At 29.8% G+C, this 16,690-nt stretch carries 19 protein-coding genes; 1 reads left to right on the forward strand and 18 read right to left on the reverse strand.

Annotated features, from left to right (window positions below; genetic code table 11):
• The first annotated feature begins 70 nt into the window (after nucleotides 1-70).
• Nucleotides 71-937 (forward strand): hypothetical protein, encoded by an 867-nt coding sequence (locus H518_RS0106290; protein ID WP_028888270.1) that lies wholly within the window; start codon nucleotides 71-73, stop codon nucleotides 935-937.
• A 75-nt stretch (nucleotides 938-1,012) separates the two neighbouring features.
• Here the strand turns inward: H518_RS0106290 and H518_RS19380 are convergent, their stop codons facing one another.
• The 18 genes from H518_RS19380 to H518_RS0106380 form a co-directional block, all read right to left on the reverse strand.
• Nucleotides 1,013-1,552 (reverse strand): energy transducer TonB, encoded by a 540-nt coding sequence (locus H518_RS19380; RefSeq protein ID WP_051263688.1) that lies wholly within the window; start codon nucleotides 1,550-1,552, stop codon nucleotides 1,013-1,015.
• Nucleotides 1,553-1,646: 94 nt separating this feature from the next.
• Nucleotides 1,647-2,507 carry an ATP synthase F1 subunit gamma gene (gene atpG, locus H518_RS0106300; RefSeq protein WP_028888271.1) on the reverse strand — a complete coding sequence of 287 codons (861 nt, stop codon included), beginning with the start codon at nucleotides 2,505-2,507 and terminating at the stop codon, nucleotides 1,647-1,649.
• A 70-nt stretch (nucleotides 2,508-2,577) separates the two neighbouring features.
• Complete coding sequence (gene atpA, locus H518_RS0106305) at nucleotides 2,578-4,158, reverse strand: F0F1 ATP synthase subunit alpha (RefSeq protein WP_028888272.1); 1,581 nt, start codon at nucleotides 4,156-4,158, stop codon at nucleotides 2,578-2,580.
• A gap of 21 nt (nucleotides 4,159-4,179) precedes the next feature.
• Entirely contained in the window at nucleotides 4,180-4,737 is a 558-nt protein-coding gene (atpH, locus tag H518_RS0106310; protein ID WP_028888273.1) for an ATP synthase F1 subunit delta, read from the reverse strand.
• Between the two features lie 8 nt (nucleotides 4,738-4,745).
• Nucleotides 4,746-5,243, reverse strand: coding sequence for a F0F1 ATP synthase subunit B (locus H518_RS0106315; protein ID WP_028888274.1), 498 nt, complete (start codon nucleotides 5,241-5,243; stop codon nucleotides 4,746-4,748).
• Nucleotides 5,244-5,328: 85 nt separating this feature from the next.
• The gene (locus H518_RS0106320; RefSeq protein WP_028888275.1) at nucleotides 5,329-5,517 is read right to left on the reverse strand and encodes an ATP synthase subunit C; all 189 of its coding nucleotides are present in this window, start codon (nucleotides 5,515-5,517) and stop codon (nucleotides 5,329-5,331) included.
• Nucleotides 5,518-5,561: 44 nt separating this feature from the next.
• On the reverse strand, nucleotides 5,562-6,683 hold the full coding sequence (gene atpB / locus H518_RS0106325) for a F0F1 ATP synthase subunit A (RefSeq protein WP_028888276.1): 1,122 nt from the start codon (nucleotides 6,681-6,683) through the stop codon (nucleotides 5,562-5,564).
• A gap of 139 nt (nucleotides 6,684-6,822) precedes the next feature.
• Nucleotides 6,823-7,275: a DUF6168 family protein gene (locus H518_RS21405; protein ID WP_316929591.1), complete on the reverse strand. Its 453-nt coding sequence runs from the start codon at nucleotides 7,273-7,275 to the stop codon at nucleotides 6,823-6,825.
• Entirely contained in the window at nucleotides 7,206-7,427 is a 222-nt protein-coding gene (locus H518_RS20785; RefSeq protein WP_028888278.1) for an AtpZ/AtpI family protein, read from the reverse strand. Before H518_RS20785 ends, H518_RS21405 begins: the two co-directional genes overlap by 70 nt.
• Complete coding sequence (locus H518_RS0106340) at nucleotides 7,396-7,803, reverse strand: bactofilin family protein (protein WP_028888279.1); 408 nt, start codon at nucleotides 7,801-7,803, stop codon at nucleotides 7,396-7,398. The genes H518_RS20785 and H518_RS0106340 overlap by 32 nt, the downstream gene beginning before the upstream one ends.
• 20 nt (nucleotides 7,804-7,823) lie before the next feature.
• Complete coding sequence (gene porW / locus H518_RS0106345) at nucleotides 7,824-10,052, reverse strand: type IX secretion system periplasmic lipoprotein PorW/SprE (protein ID WP_028888280.1); 2,229 nt, start codon at nucleotides 10,050-10,052, stop codon at nucleotides 7,824-7,826.
• 179 nt (nucleotides 10,053-10,231) lie between these two features.
• Nucleotides 10,232-10,927 (reverse strand): ABC transporter ATP-binding protein, encoded by a 696-nt coding sequence (locus tag H518_RS0106350; RefSeq protein WP_028888281.1) that lies wholly within the window; start codon nucleotides 10,925-10,927, stop codon nucleotides 10,232-10,234.
• An 11-nt stretch (nucleotides 10,928-10,938) separates the two neighbouring features.
• Nucleotides 10,939-12,417: a DUF5687 family protein gene (locus H518_RS0106355; protein WP_028888282.1), complete on the reverse strand. Its 1,479-nt coding sequence runs from the start codon at nucleotides 12,415-12,417 to the stop codon at nucleotides 10,939-10,941.
• Nucleotides 12,418-12,531: 114 nt separating this feature from the next.
• The gene (locus H518_RS0106360; protein WP_028888283.1) at nucleotides 12,532-13,032 is read right to left on the reverse strand and encodes a DUF1761 domain-containing protein; all 501 of its coding nucleotides are present in this window, start codon (nucleotides 13,030-13,032) and stop codon (nucleotides 12,532-12,534) included.
• Nucleotides 13,033-13,126: 94 nt separating this feature from the next.
• A complete protein-coding gene (locus H518_RS0106365; RefSeq protein ID WP_028888284.1) occupies nucleotides 13,127-14,119 on the reverse strand; it encodes a DUF4837 family protein in 993 nt (330 codons plus the stop codon).
• A gap of 33 nt (nucleotides 14,120-14,152) precedes the next feature.
• On the reverse strand, nucleotides 14,153-15,676 hold the full coding sequence (locus H518_RS19385) for a lytic transglycosylase domain-containing protein (RefSeq protein ID WP_028888285.1): 1,524 nt from the start codon (nucleotides 15,674-15,676) through the stop codon (nucleotides 14,153-14,155).
• Nucleotides 15,677-15,683: 7 nt separating this feature from the next.
• On the reverse strand, nucleotides 15,684-16,445 hold the full coding sequence (locus tag H518_RS0106375) for an exodeoxyribonuclease III (RefSeq protein WP_028888286.1): 762 nt from the start codon (nucleotides 16,443-16,445) through the stop codon (nucleotides 15,684-15,686).
• Complete coding sequence (locus H518_RS0106380) at nucleotides 16,445-16,675, reverse strand: hypothetical protein (protein WP_028888287.1); 231 nt, start codon at nucleotides 16,673-16,675, stop codon at nucleotides 16,445-16,447. Before H518_RS0106380 ends, H518_RS0106375 begins: the two co-directional genes overlap by 1 nt.
• Nucleotides 16,676-16,690: the final 15 nt, after the last annotated feature.

Genomic DNA, 16,690 nt, shown 5'->3' on the forward strand with positions numbered 1-16,690 from the left:
ATATATTATTATTTAACCTACGTTTAATAACAATAAAAGTCTCTTATTTATATTTGTTAAAATCTTTTGTATGAATCGAATTACCCTTCTCAACTTTTTAAAAATTAGTTCTTTTTTTATCTTCTTTGGTAGAGCGTACCAACATTTATTTTGGGATGCTCCTTATAGGAGTTTATTTTGGGATCAACAGCTCTTAGAACCCATGGTTAATTTTTTTTTTAATACTTCTTGGCATGAATACGCAACCAATTTAAATACTGACCATGCTATTCAATTTCTAACCAAAAGTATTGGTGTATTGTATACTTTATGCGCCATAATTTCTCTTACAATAAATAAACATTCAAAAAAATGGGAGTATCTTGTATTAAAGATTGGAGCAGTAAGTATGATATTATTAGCTTTAATTATTACTAAAGAAAAGTTCTATCACTTAATTATGTTTTTTGAACATACAATTCAGTTTGGTGTTCCCATTGTATTATTATATTACTTAAAAAATGAAAACACTGCTCTTCTAATTTTTAATGTAAAAATTTTTATTGCCTTAGCTTTCATTTGTCATGGAATGTATGCCATTGCTGTTTTTTATCCCTTGCCTGGTAACTTTGTAACTATGACACTAAATATACTTCCTGTAACAGAAACAACAGCTAAAAGCCTCTTATTTATAGCAGGAATCTTAGATTTTATAATTGCGATAGCACTTTTTTTACCTAAAGTTTCCAAAATTGCTTTAATATATGCAAGTTTTTGGGGGTTTATAACTGCTTTTGCTAGGATTGTAAGTGGATTAAGTTATGATGTATCATTTAGTATTTTACATCAATACATGTATTTAGTAATTTTTAGATTGCCACACGGACTTATTCCTTTATTAGTTTTCATGTATATATCAAAAAGAAATATAGGAAAACCTATAACAGTTATAGCTTAAAGTATACTTTAGTAGTATATATTAATAAAAAAGCGAACTATAAACAGTTCGCTTTTTTTTGATGTGAATTATGATTTACTCTACATTAAATGTTATAGGTATAGTGTAACCAACTCTTACAGGTTTACCTTTTTCTTTACCAGGTATCATTTTTGGTAGTAACTTCGCAATTCTATATGCTTCTTCTTTTAATTTAGGGTGTGGTGCTCTAACATTAATATCTTCAATCTCACCAGTTTTTCCTATTTTGAATTGAACATAAATTCTTTTTTTACCAGGACTAAGCCCTGTAATGCACTTTAATTCCTTTTGGCCTGTTACCTCGTTAATTACCATAATTTTATTTAAACAATCAAGGATTCCCAAATTAAAATGCCGTTGAATATGTTTTTGTATACTTATATTAAGACATTTTTTCTTTTCTTCCCTAGTTATACGATCTTCACATAACGGATATATGGGCACTTCTTCTATAATTCTAAAAGGTACCGCTAACAACTCTTCTGAACTTGCTGGTTTAACTTCTTCAATAATGGTCTCCTCAATAATAGTGTCTTCTTGTGCATGTATTGATATGTTAAATACCAATAATACTAACAATAATATTTTTTTCATAGTTTTTTAATTTTATGAAGTAAATATAAGTTTTTAAGTCAAAAAAAAAGCGAATCATTACTGATTCGCTTTCTTTATAATATAAAATATTTTATTAATTATTCAAGGCTTCTGCACCTCCAACAATTTCTAGAATTTCATTTGTAATTGCTGCCTGACGTGCTTTGTTATATGTTAATAATAACTCGTCACGTAGTTCAGTTGCATTATCAGTTGCCTTATGCATTGCAGTCATACGAGCACCATGTTCTGAAGCAAAAGAATCACGAATTGCTTTGTATAATTGTGTTTTTAATGATTTAGGTATTAACGCTAAAACAATTTCTTCTTTTGAAGGTTCAAAAACATAATCTGAACTAACACTTTCATTACTTTCAATTGGCTCAATTGGTAAAAATTGTTCTAATTGAGGTAATTGCGTTGCTGCATTTTTGAATTGATTGTAAACAAGTTCTATCTTATCGTAAGCACCTGTTACATATAAATTCATTAAATTCTCAGCAATTTCTGCTACGTTATCAAAAGTTAAATCATCAAAAATATCATTTCTATTTTCGATAACATTATGTTCTTTTGATAAAACATCATCTCCTTTTTTACCTATCGTAAACAAATCAACAGTAACTCCATTGTATTTCTCATCGATAGCTTTTATTGTTCTTTTAACAATAGAAGAGTTAAAACCACCACATAAACCTCTGTTAGAAGTAATTGTAACCAATAATACCTTTTTTACTTCTCTTTGTGTTGAATATTCTCCACTAGCATCACTATCTAAAGTTGCGCTTAAGCTTTGTAATAATTCAGTAAGCTTAGATGAATACGGACGCATTGCTGTAATTGCATCTTGAGCTTTCTTCAACTTTGCAGCCGATACCATTTTCATGGCAGAGGTAATCTGCATTGTAGATTTTATAGAAGTAATTCTGTTACGTATTTCTTTTAAGTTCGCCATACGAATTGGATTGATTATTAAATATTAAGTATTGAAAATTATTTTCAATACTTAATATTAAAGTCTATTGTTAAGCTGAAAATTTAGCTGAAATTTCTTTTGCAGCTGCTGTTAAAGTATCTGTTACTTCTTCAGTTAATTTACCTGCTTTTAAAGTATTTAGAGTATCTCTATGCTTAGCATTTAAATAATCTATATAATCTCTTTCAAATTCTTTTACCTTTTCTACAGGAACATCTTTTAACAAGTTCTTAGAACCTGCATAAATGATTGAAATCTGATCTTCTACTGTATAAGGATCGTTTTGTGCTTGCTTTAAAATTTCAACATTACGTTGACCTTTAGATATCACATTCATTGTAGCAGCATCTAAATCTGAACCAAACTTAGCAAACGCTTCTAATTCACGGAACTGTGCTTGATCTAATTTTAAAGTACCTGATACTTTTTTCATTGCTTTAATCTGAGCATTACCTCCAACACGTGATACAGAAATACCTACGTTAATTGCTGGACGAACACCAGAGTTAAATAAATCTCCGTCTAAGAAAATTTGTCCATCTGTAATCGAAATTACGTTTGTTGGAATATATGCTGAAACGTCTCCTGCTTGTGTTTCAATAATTGGTAATGCAGTTAAAGAACCTCCACCTTTTACAATTCCTTTTAAAGAATCTGGTAAATCGTTCATTTCACTAGCAATTTTATCATCATTGATTAATTTTGCAGCACGTTCTAATAATCTTGAGTGTAAGTAAAATACATCTCCAGGATATGCCTCACGTCCTGGTGGTCTTCTTAATAATAAAGAAATCTCACGGTATGCAACTGCTTGTTTTGATAAATCATCAAATACAATTAAAGCTGGTCTACCAGTATCTCTAAAAAACTCTCCAATTGCTGCTCCAGCAAACGGTGCATATACTTGCATTGCTGCAGGATCAGATGCATTTGCTGCTACAATTGTAGTATAAGCCATTGCGCCTCTATCTTCTAACATGTTAGCGATAGCCGCTACAGTAGATGCTTTTTGACCAATTGCAACATATATACAATATACTGGTTGTCCAGCATCATAAAATTCTTTTTGATTTAAAATGGTATCAATAGCAACTGTTGATTTACCAGTTTGACGGTCACCAATAATCAACTCACGTTGACCACGACCTACAGGAATCATTGCATCAATAGATTTAATACCAGTTTGCATTGGCTCAGTTACAGGCTCACGATAAATTACACCTGGAGCTCTACGCTCTAAAGGCATTTCGTAAGTTGTACCTTCAATAGGTCCTTTACCATCGATTGGTTGACCTAAAGTGTTAACAACACGTCCAACAATACCTTCTCCAGCTCTTAAAGAAGCAATTCTTTCTGTACGTTTTACAGTAGATCCTTCTTTTACACTTGTTGAAGCTCCTAATAATACAACACCTGCATTATCATCTTCTAAGTTTAATACGATACCTTCTAATCCGTTATCGAATTCTACTAATTCACCGTACTCTACATTAGACAAACCATAAACACGAGCAATACCATCACCTACTTGTAATACAGTACCTACTTCGTTTAACGTTGCTTTCGCTTCGAAATTTGTTAATTGTTCCTTTAAAATTGCTGAAACTTCAGCTGGTTTAATTGCTGCCATCTTATTTCTTTTGATGTATAATTAAATTTGAGAAATATAATGACTATTGTCAAATTCTCTTCTTAGTTGACTCAATTGATTAGAAATACTTGCATCATATTGCACATCTCCAACACGTAAAATAAATCCTCCTAAAATAGTTGGATTTACTATATTTTCTATACCTGCGCTATTTCCTGTAATTTCTACAATCTTAGCTTGTATTTTATCTTCTAGTTCTTTCGTTAAAGCTACTGCTGTAGTAACTTTAGCCACCTGTATATTTTTATCGTAATCATAGATTATAGCGTATTGCTTAGCAATAACTTCTAACATCATCATACGTTTATTTTCTTCTAACAAGTTAAATAAACCTTTTGTGATAGCATCTACTTTTTCTCCAAAAAGAGCAGTTAAAACTTTACGTTTATCTGCTGCTTTAACTACAGGACTTTTAAGCATTCTTTTTAAATCACTACTTCCTGCAATAGTACCTGCAATAAACTTCATGTTATCGTTTACTAAAGAATCAGTTTTAGTTTCTTTAGCTAGGTTTAATATTGCTTTTGCGTAACGTAATGCTGGTCTTGCTCCTTTCATCTACTTAATTAGTTTAAAGTAACTTCTTTTAACATTCCTTCAACAAGCTTTAATTGCTCATCACTAGATGCTAATTCTTTTCTTACTAATTGTTGTGCTATATCTATTGATAAATCTGCTACGTTTTTCTTTAACTCAGCAATTGCTGCTTGTTGCTCTTGCTTTATTGTTGCTTTAGCATTTTCAATCATAAGAGTAGTTTGCTCTTGTGCTTCTTCTTTTGCTTCAGCAAGAATATTTTCTTTAATATCGCGAGCATCCTTCATCATTGCATCTCTCTCTTCACGAGCTTCTTTTAACAATCTATCGTTATCAGCTTGTAAATTTTGCATTTCTTTACGAGCATTTTCAGCTTGATCTAATGCATTTTGAATTCCTTCTTCTCTATCGTTTAATGATGATAAAATAGGCTTCCAAGCAAATTTCATCATTAAAAAAATCAAAATCAACAAGATAACTGCTTGCATTACAAACAACCCTATTGAAAAATCATTAAAAATTTCCATACTACTTAATTTTGTATTTTTTATTGTTTAATAAAACACTTCTGCAACCAACCGTTGCAGAAAGTGTTTCTTTTAATTTTTCGGATTATTTTCCTAAAAGTAAAGCACCAAATGCTAAACCTTCTAATAATGCCCCGATAATAATCATTGCAGTTTGGATTTTTCCAGCTGCTTCAGGTTGACGAGCAATAGCATCCATTGCGCTACCACCAATTTTTCCTAAACCTAATCCACCTCCGATTACGATTAAACCTGCTCCTATTAAATTGTACATACTACTTGATTTATATTAAATTAAACAAAATTTTATTCTACTTTCTAATGATGTTCGTGCTCTTCAACAGCCATACCAATAAACAATGAAGATAACATTGTAAATATATAAGCTTGTAAGAACGCTACTAAAACTTCAATCAATGTTAAAAACAATGTTAAAAACAAAGAGATACCTGTTGCACCTGCTGTTCCAAACTTTTCTTTTAACAGTAACATTAAAGCTGCAATACCCATAACTACTGCATGTCCTGCTGTAATGTTTGCAAACAAACGAACAAATAACGAAAATGGTTTTGTTAGCAAACCTAATACTTCAATAGGTGCTAAAATAATCTTCATCGGTACTGGTACACCTGGCATCCAAAAGATATGTTTCCAATAATCTTTATTAGCCGAAAACTGAACTATTATAAAAGTAAACAATGCTAAACACACTGTTACGGCTAACTGTCCTGTAATATTAAACCCTAATGGAGTTAACCCTAATAAGTTTGACACCCAGATAAAAAAGAAAACAGTAAGTAAAAAACTCATGAATTTACGATAATGCTTCTCTCCTATATTTGGTCTTGCAATCTCATCTCTAACATACAAAACCAAAGGCTCCAATACTCTTGCAAAACCTGTTGGAATTGCACCTTTCTTATACCCTTTAGCTAATGATCTAAATCCTAGAATCATTAACAAACCGACTAACAACATACCAAACGCACTTTTTGTTATAGAAAAATCTAATAACTTATGTGCTTTTATAGGGTGATGCTCTTCATCAAAAGAAACTGAAGTAGCTCCTTCTTCTAATTCGTAAATTTTACTATGTACTTTAGCTAACTTAACACCTCCAGCATCTACAACAACATGCCCATCATCATTATGATGAAATGCTGAAGACATAAAAGTTTTTAACCCTTTACTTGTCCAAACAATCACTGGCAAAGGAAAACCGATATGTTTTCTCTCGTTTGCATCATTTGTATATGAAAACAAAGAGAAATCATGCGAATCTGCTAAGTGATGCTTTTTATAAGCATCTATTTCTTCTTTTGTGTTTATACGACCTCCATCTTGTGAAATCGGATCTCCCCCATCAGCAAAAACTGAAAAAGAAGTAAAAACTATTGTAAGTAATGTTAAAAACTTGATAGATTTTTTTGCTATCATCATATCTTTAATTTGAATATACGATTAAGGTCTGTAAATTTCCGTGCAAAGGTACATATTGTAATTAAAACTACAAACCGTTTTTGACCTTAGTTTTTTGATAATTTATCATCAAGCTAAAATAGTCAATAAAAAAAGTGAACTACTTGCTATTCAACAACTTTGAAACAGCGATTGCTTCTGTTATTAAAAAAATAAATAATGGAATAACCAAAGATACTCTTTGAGATTTTGCAAGTTCATCACCTGCAAATACAGAGTCTTGAAAAATTAAGACAAAAAAACCTATTTTTAAAAGCATTAAAGCTAAGTAACCATAACCTGCTTCATTTGGCATTTTACTAGCAAGAAACTCAAGTAATATATATATTAAACTGGTTGCTATTACATGAAATAAGTATATATAAAATAAAGAGAAAGGTAGTACAATGTTTCTTGTACTTAAAAAAAAATTATGTGAAGTATAACTCACTGCGAATAATATAACTACAGCTGTGATAAAATACAAAATGCGTTTAATCATTATTACTTGGATATTTTTGAAACTTGACGAATTACAGAAAACATTGCTAAAAAAACTGCTGCAAGTGTACATATTTTAGAATACAACTCTACATCATTTGGAAACTTAACATCTAACCATTCACCTAGTAAATTACCAAGATAAATGGTTAAACCCATTTGAAGAGCAATACTAGTAAACCGAAAGTATTTATTAAGCGGTTTTTTCTTTGCCTTTTTGCTCATTATTTTTCATTTCTTTTAAAGCTCCTTTCATTGAACAAGTTGCATTAAATGAAGCGCCTGGCTCTACTGAAAGTTTACCTATAATAACGTCTCCATTAATATTTGCTGAAGTTTTTACAGTTAATGTATTTGAAACTACTAATTCACCAGAAAACTTACCTTCAATATCGGCATTTGTACACTCTACCTTACCTTTAATAAAACCTGATTCTCCAATAATAACTCTACCATTTGTTTTAATGGTTCCTTCTAAAGTTCCGTCAATTCTAAAATCACCTTCTGAAATAATCTCTCCAGAAATCTGTGTGTTTTTACCTACTATATTTCTTTCTGAAACTTTATTTTCATTTGTTTTCTTACTTTCTTTACTAAACATATTTAGGGGAATTTGGGTTTTTATTTTTTTAACTGTGCTAATATTTCTTTCGCCTTTACGCCTTCTTCTTTATTTGCATAACCAATTGCAACGAATTCTAATGCTTTTTTATAGAGATCTCTACTCTTGTACTTCCCTATAGACAAAGCCTTTAAAAGTGCAAATTTAGGGATTAATTTCGAATTACTTGAAGCGATTGAAAAACTGTCTATCTCACGTACAGCTTCTTCAAACTTATTTTTTTTATATAAATAATAAACTTCTTTATATTTATCTAAAACAACATCTTCTTTTTTTGCTGTTGTTAATTTTTTTGTAGGATTTATTATTACTTGAGCAAAAGTAGTTTTCGGATACTTATTTAAAATAACATCCTTATATTTTTTTGACTTCTCAACATCATTCACATCAGTATATATTTGATATAAATGATAGCTTATTGACAATTCTAAATCTGTATTTAGTTGTTCTTTTTGAAAACGCTCTAAATTTTTAATTGCAAGGCTCGTATTTTTAAATTGTTCTTTATAAATTAAACCTAATTGATACAAAGCGTCATTACGAGTTTTAGTTAATTCAGTTATTACATTTTTATCTGTTGGTATCTCATCTAAATACGTACTTAACTCATATCTTTTATTTACAACAGGCTCTGTAGATTCTTCAACAATATCGTTGCTTACATTTGTAGATTTGTCTGACAATCTCCAATTATCTTCTAATGGACGCGTACCCCATGTTTTTTGAAAGGCTGCTTTACCAAAACCTAAAGCTTGAGTATTATAAAAATACCATTTACCTTTATTGCTTTTATTACCCACTGATGCTCCACCTCCAAAAGAACTTCCAAAGTTTTGTGTATTTAAGAGCAATTGTTGTTTCTCTTCGTCTTCTTTCTTAATTTTCTCTATGTAGTTTTCAAAAAACAATGTTCGTTCATCAACACTCATAGCAACTAATTTAAGAATGCTATCATTATTCTTAACAAGGTCTTCATACTTTCTTAAAGTAGTTAACCCTCTGTTTTTTCTTCTAACTCTTCTAATTCTTTTCTCTTGATCAAACTCTTTTGAAGTAGCTTGTAAAACACTATCGTAATATGAACCTGCTAATAAGTACGCTTCTTTATCAAATGCAATATTACCTAAGCGTTCATAAGCATATGTTTTTTGATAATTATTATTATTTTTCGCTTGTAATGATTTCTTAAAATACCCAATAGCTTTATCTGTATTGTTTCTTCCTACTTCTAAAACTCCTGCTTGATAATATAAAGCGTTTAAAAACTTACGATTATCCGAATTTCTAATTAGTTTTTTTAACTTAGCTAATACGACTATAGATGCTGAATCGTTTTCAGTATTTTTAGCCATTTCAATATTTGCTCGAATACGATATTTATATGGCGCTTTTTTAGTACTTGCTAATTTATTAAATACTATTCTTGCAGAATCTCTGTAATTTAACTCACTATAAATTTGCCCTAAGACAAACATATTACGTGCAGATTGTTCTTTATTCTTAAATATTTTTGACGCTGCTGTTAAATGTTCTATTACTTTTTGAATCGTATCTGTTTTTTGATACGCCATTGCCATTGCAGTGTGTGCTTGTTCTCTTATTACGTCAGGTAATTCTTCTTCGTTTTCTTCAACCTCTAACAAAAACTTCAAAGATTCTATTGCTAGTTTTTCATTATCTAAACGAATATTTGTTTTTGCTCTCCAAATTTTTGTTTCATTTATTAAACTTGCATTCGGATAATTTGCTATGATATAGTTAAAAGATTCTATTGCAGGAATGAAACGCTGTGTATAATATCTCGATTTCCCTAATAACAAATAAGCATCGTCAATTTGGCGATTTTTTTCATATCCATTCACATTCATTGAATGTTTTTGAATTGCTTTTACCGCCTTTTCTTCCGCTTTATCAAACGACGTTAAAACTTCAACTTCTTCTTCCTCTTCATTATTAAAACCAGTACCTGGCTGTATTGCAGATAATACGATCTCTTTTTCATCAAAAGTAATTGGTTCTAATTGTAAACGCTTCCAAAAGTTATCTTTATGTTTGTTTTCAACTTCTTCTAAACCCTTTAAATATGCTTGCTCTCCATTAAAAAGTATGTTATACTTTGTAGTTAGTGCATGAAAATTTCGATTTAAAAAAGCATCTTTTTTTACGCTACATGAATACACAATAGCCAAGAGGAGGTTGAAAACTAAGAATTTAGATAGTTTTTTCATATAGTTATGCTTTTACTGTACAACAGTAATATTAATAAGTTTATTGTACGTAAAAGCGTAAAAATAGCAATAAAAAGATAATTTTTAGGCACCTTGTAAGATTTAAAATACGTCTAAGCTATTAAAAAACACTTTTATCCTTCCCTTTAATTTTTTTTAGCTCGCATAATTTATTTGATTTAAACAGAAAAATAACTTTCTAATTCTTTTAAAGTTTCTGGTGAGGTATTAATATCTTTTACCAAATTACCTTTATCTAATACAACTATTCGTTCACAAACATCAGTTACGTGACTTAAATCGTGACTAGAGATTAATATTGTAACTTCTTTATTATTGGTTAAAGATTTCAACATTTTTTTTAATCTAATTTGAGTTGTTGGATCTAAATTAGCAAAAGGTTCATCTAAAATTATTACTTGTGGGTTTCCCATCATTGCAGCTACAATTCCTGCTTTTTTTTGATTCCCTTTACTTAAATCTCGTAAATACTTTTTCTTTCCTAAAATCTCATCATTAAAAAACTCTTTAAACTGACTTACAAATGCTTTTACATCGGCTTTATTCATCCCACGTAAATCACCAATAAATTCAAAATATTCTTGAGGTGTTAAATACCCTATTAAAAAAGATTCATCAATAAAAGAGCCTGTAAAAGTTTTCCAATCTTCACTTTTATTTACTACAATTTTATTATTTACTATTTCACCAGTAGTTGGACGAATTAAGTCTAATAAAATATTAAAATATGTTGTTTTACCTGCTCCATTATTCCCTACTAAACCAAAGCTTTGTCCTTTTGGAATTTCTAAACTTTCAATGTTTAAAACTTGAGACGCTCCGTATTTTTTTGTAAGATTTATTGTTTGTATCATAATTTCTTTTATTAATTTTCTTGATCAAATGCGTGAATCATAGCATATTTTTTTGCTACATAAGTTTTTGTAATTGCTTTCATTAGTTTTTTATGAAGTACAATACCTGTTAATCCTAAAATGATTAAAACTGTAATTGCTACTTCAAAATTTACCAACCAATTTACCAATGCAAATAATGCCATAGGAAGTACCATTAGTGGAATACCTATTAACCACTGAACTGCTCCTGTTCCTTGATAATTAAAAGCTGCTTTTTGATCTAAATTTATTTTTTTTCGATTAAACGAACCTCCATACATAATTACATGTGAGTTTACACCAACATTGTAAATTGCTGCTGCAAAATGTGCTACTAAAATTTTCCATCCGAAATACACGTAAGGTATTCCTAAAACAAACAAGATTACAACACTAATTGCCATTAATGTAAACTTAGATTTTAAATAACGTTCATATTTAAAATTCTGACTCATTAGCATTTTGTAATAACCACTATCCCAAGCTGGAATAAATTGACCGAAATTAATTAAGAATGCACCTGTTGAAAATATACCTATAAACGCAAAAAAGAATTCTTTATCTGCATATTCTGGCTGAGGATAAAAGAATAAACCATATAGAAGACCTATCACTAAAATTGGCAAGGTTGATTTTGATCGTTTATTTCTCATTAATAACTTTAAATCTAACTGCATAAATGGTGCAATATCACCAAACCTATTTGTCCAAGCCAAATCTGTAGGCTTTGCTTCTTCTATTTTTGTATCTACAGCACTATCAACATATAATTTACTTTTTAAAATAATATAATTGTAATAATATAGAATTATTAGAATTGCTATTAGTACAAGTATTAATACTGGGTTTTTAGTAATTGCTAAAATTCCATTAGATACTAACTCTGAAAAAGAAACCAGTTGAAAATAATCTAATGCAAAAATACTTCCTGAAATAGCTATTAAGGGTAAAAACGACAAATCAGTTTTTGCTGTCAAATTTTCAATAATAAAGTTTAAAAAATTTACTATTAATACAATTATTATTAATGAAATTACCCAAACAACTGTTTCTGTAATATCATAGCTTTCTGATACTAAAGTGACACCAAAAGGGATAATAGCAAAAAGCGGTAAAAAATTAAAAAAAGATATTGCTGATTTACCTAAAACATAATTTACAATTTTACTTCTTTTAATAGGTAATGTCAATAGTGGTTTTACTGTTATAATTGGTAATTTTTGAAGAAAAAAACGCATTATTAAATCTCCTAAAATCCAAAAGAATAAAAAACTATTTACTATTAAAAAAGGGTCTTGATCTGGAAATATCTTCTGAACTCCTTTAAATAAAAAGAATCCGATAAGTAACATGTATGCTAACATAATTAATCCAAAAAAACCTAAAATAATTTTAATTCCAATGCTTTTTTGCCAATAAGAAGATCGGAAATATTGTTTCCATTCTAAATTAAAAAAGTGTGTAATCATTTGGTTAGTTATTAATTGATTGTTTATAAGTACATTTCATTAACTATTTGTTACATAAAAAAAGCATCAATTTTTAAAATTGATGCTTTTACATATTATATATTCATTAATTACTTACACCCATTGACAAATAATTCCTCCCATTAAAGCTAGCGTTACAACCCAATATCCTACATTGATTGCAACATATTTAAAGCTTTTTCTTTCAAATAAAGATTTTGTTCCTATAATTGGTAATACAAAAAACAAACCTGTTATAACACCATGTAATGCTCCGTGTTTAAAAGTTCTAAAACGGTCACCAAAATTACTCATAAACTCTTGAAAATATGTAAATCCTTTTCCAGATCCGTTCATAAATTCTGGCTCACCTGCTAAGGTTTGATAAACTCCAAATTGATGTATCACTAAAAACTGCATAAAAAAAGCAATTAATAAACTAAACACAAAACTAAGTCCAAAGATTAATAACATATTACCTCCTTCTAAATCTTTTTTAGTAAAATTCATTTCTTTCATCCACCTATCTTGAAATAACATAGGGCCATACCAAAGAAATCCCATAATCATAGGAATAAAAGCTGCACCTAAAAGTGCTAAATAGTTTGTTTCCATTATAAAAAGTTTATAGTTAATCTACTCAAATATAACGAAAAAGCATCAACTAAAGAGTTGATGCTTATAAGTAAACCGATAATTAAGGTTACAATTAATTTATTTTCATTGATTTTGCAATGGCTTCTAATTCAAAAAGAAAGTCACGTTTATTTACAGATGGTGCGTATGTAAATCCTTCAAAAATTACTAGTCGATTATTCTTTTTATCGATTATAGTATAATTGATAAAAGGACCTGCCATAAAATCGTTTTTAACTTCCCATTTACCTCTTGTTTCATAAGCCTTTTTACCATCAATTTCTGCATCAAAAGTAAATGGTGTATATGCCTGTTCTGTAATCATATACATTCCTTCTTTACTACCAGGTATGTGTTTTTTACCAATCGTATCACGTACAGCTGTAATGTTATCAGCAATTTTATTTTCATCTTCTAAAGGCATACTATATATTAAAATATTATTAGTACCATCTCCTCTAGCAATACCGCTTTTTAAATGCTGACGAAACCAAATAAAATCACCTGTATCTTCAACTAATTTATATCTTTTTGGAATATCTAATGTTAATCCTATCCTTTTAATTGTTTTAAATTTAGTTTCGTCTATACGATCTTTTTTAAAGAGACGTTGTGTAAATCTAATATCCTCATCTTTAAATAATTTAATAATTTCTTTTCCTCTTTTGTTTAAAATATTTAACAACCCAACTCCATCTTTAGCTGTAGCATGCACAATAATTTGAGGTATTGCATACCTGTTTTTCTCTACAGTAATCCCTTCATTAGCGCCTCTTTTAAGAATTAAAACAGCTTTTCCATGTCGCATAAAACTACTAAAACCAACCGGATCTACCTGGCTTACGGATAATAAAGTTTCTGGTTGCGGCAAACCAACTTGGTGCTCACCAAATACAGTACGTATTGCATCTCCTATTTTACCATCCCAATCTGCTCCTTTGGTTACCACCATTATTCTATTGGTATTACCATTAGACGTAGGTAAAGTATAACTATCTTTTCCATCACCTGTTTTACATGATATTACAAAGAATACCAAAACAAGTATGGTTGCTATTTTCCTCATGATTTTTATTTTTTATAATGTTTAGTAGTATTTTTAACCTTTAAAAATTTTAAGCTTCATTCCTGGCTTTAGACTTTTTACACTCCAAATATTGTTCCATTTTTTTATTTGCTCTATAGAAACTGACGGGTATTTCTTAGATATTGTCCATAACGAATCTCCATTTTGCACAACATAAACCTCATGCTTTCCTGTTGGAAGTTTGTATTTCTTTTTAAGCGCTTTCTTTGTCTTAACCATTCTTTTAGGATAAATACTTAAACGTTGTCCTATTTTTAAACGGTGACTTCTCATACCGTTCCAACGTTTTATATCGCTAACTCTTACTCCAAATTTATTAGCTATCTTACCTAAATAATCACCACTACGTACTTTGTAGCGTGTACGCCTATCCATCTCAAAATACTTTGGTAATGGTTTCTCTCTTTTGTTATCATCTTCATTAGCTAATAAATAGATATCCTTCTCTTTATCAAGAAAATCTATCATGCTTCTTCGAGGCAATCTAACTGCGTAATTTTTATCTTTTACATACGGAATGACATCTAGCTTATACGATGGATTTAAGAATGAAATTAATTCAGCGTCAATTTTCGTTTTTTCTGATATTTGATCGAAACTAATTGTTCTCTTTATTTGAACAGTATCAGTTTCAAAATGGAAAATATCTGGTGATTTAGGGTAAATTCCATGTTCTTCTGCATGCTCAAAAATATACATTGTTGCATAAAATGCTGGTACATATCCTGCTGTTTCACGAGGTAAATATGGTCTAATATTCCAGTAATTTCGGTAACCTCCTGATCGTTTTATTGCTTTTGAAACATTTCCTGGTCCTGAATTATAGGCTGCCAAAGCTAAATCCCAATCTCCAAAAATCTTATATAGTCTACTCAAATATTTACAAGCGGCTATTGTTGCTTTTACAGGGTTTTGTCTTTCATCAACATACGAATTGACTTTTAAATCAAATTGAATTCCTGTACCATACATAAATTGCCATAGTCCAGTTGCTCCTACTCTCGATTTAGCTGCTGGTCGTAAAGCAGACTCTACAATCGCTAAATATTTCATTTCTAACGGAACATCAAATTGATCTAAATACTGTTCAAACATCGGAAAATAATACTGTGCTCTTGCCATTAAAGCAGGGTAATATTTTTTACGGTACTTAAGATAACTATTTATTACTTTTTCTAATGCTGGGTTGTACGCTAAATGAAACGGTGTTTTTAAGTTTAACTCATTTAATCGTTTTTTTAATAAATCTGTAGAAAGTATTGTTGTTGTATTACCAATAATATCTTTATCATTAATTACATATTGAATACTATCAAATAATGATGAATTAAATTTCTCTTCAATTAATAAACTATCAATAATTTTTAAATCAGTATCAGAAAATAACCCAACGGTTTGTTTTGGTTTAATAGAATCTTTTACGACCAAAATCGAGTCGATAACTATTGTTGTATTTTCTTTCTTTACAGAAGTACTATCTGTTGTTTGCTGAGCGAAAAAAGAAGTAGTAAAAAGTAGTAATAGTAAGTATCTCATGTTTTTTTTATAAATCTAATTCAACAACAATCGGGCAATGATCTGAATGTTTTGCTTCGGTTAAAATATATGCTCTCGCAATTTTACGTTGTAATGGCTCAGAAACCATTGCGTAATCTAAACGCCACCCTTTATTATTTGCTCTAGAGTTTGCACGATAACTCCACCAAGAATATTCTTGTCTTTCTGGGTTTAAAAATCGAAAACTATCTGTAAATCCGCTGTCAATAAACTTAGTAAGCCATTCTCGTTCTTCTGGTAAAAAACCAGATACTCCTTTCATTTTTGGGTTATGAATATCTATCGCTTCATGACAAATATTATAATCTCCACAAATAACTAAATTCGGAATCGTTTTTTTTAACTCAGTTGCATATGCCAAGATCTCATCCATATAATTGAACTTATAATCTAACCTAGCAGCGTTTGTACCTGATGGTAAGTACATACTCATTACAGAGACTTCATCAAAATCTACACGAAGGTTTCTACCTTCAAAATCCATCGATTCAATACTTGTTCCATATTCAATATGTTTTGGTTCTTCTTTACAAAAAACAGCTACTGATGAGTACCCCTTTTTTTGTGCTGAAAACCAATAATGGTAAGGATAACCTGCATCTTCAAACTCCGTTACATCTAACTGTTCTTTATGTGCTTTGGTTTCTTGAATACAAATCACATCTGGATTAGCAGATTTTAACCAATCTATAAATCCTTTTTTTAAAGCGGCTCTAATTCCGTTTACGTTATATGAGATTATTTTCATTAATCTAGAAATATTGGTTTTTTAAGAAAAATCCACGTTAATTGTTTCTTTTCTCCTAATTCTGTTTGAATTATTTTTTTTCTTGGTGATAAAAAATATCCTAAAGCAATTGCTACTGCTATTCGAACCCAATCTGGTTCTACATGGAATACTCGATCTAGAATTAACAAGAAAAACACTGTTAAAATAGGATAAATAATTCTATGTATCTTTTTTATTAATTGTATCATTTAATCTAAAAAAAT

It is taken from the genome of Tenacibaculum ovolyticum DSM 18103, assembly GCF_000430545.1.
Lineage (GTDB): Bacteria > Bacteroidota > Bacteroidia > Flavobacteriales > Flavobacteriaceae > Polaribacter > Polaribacter ovolyticus.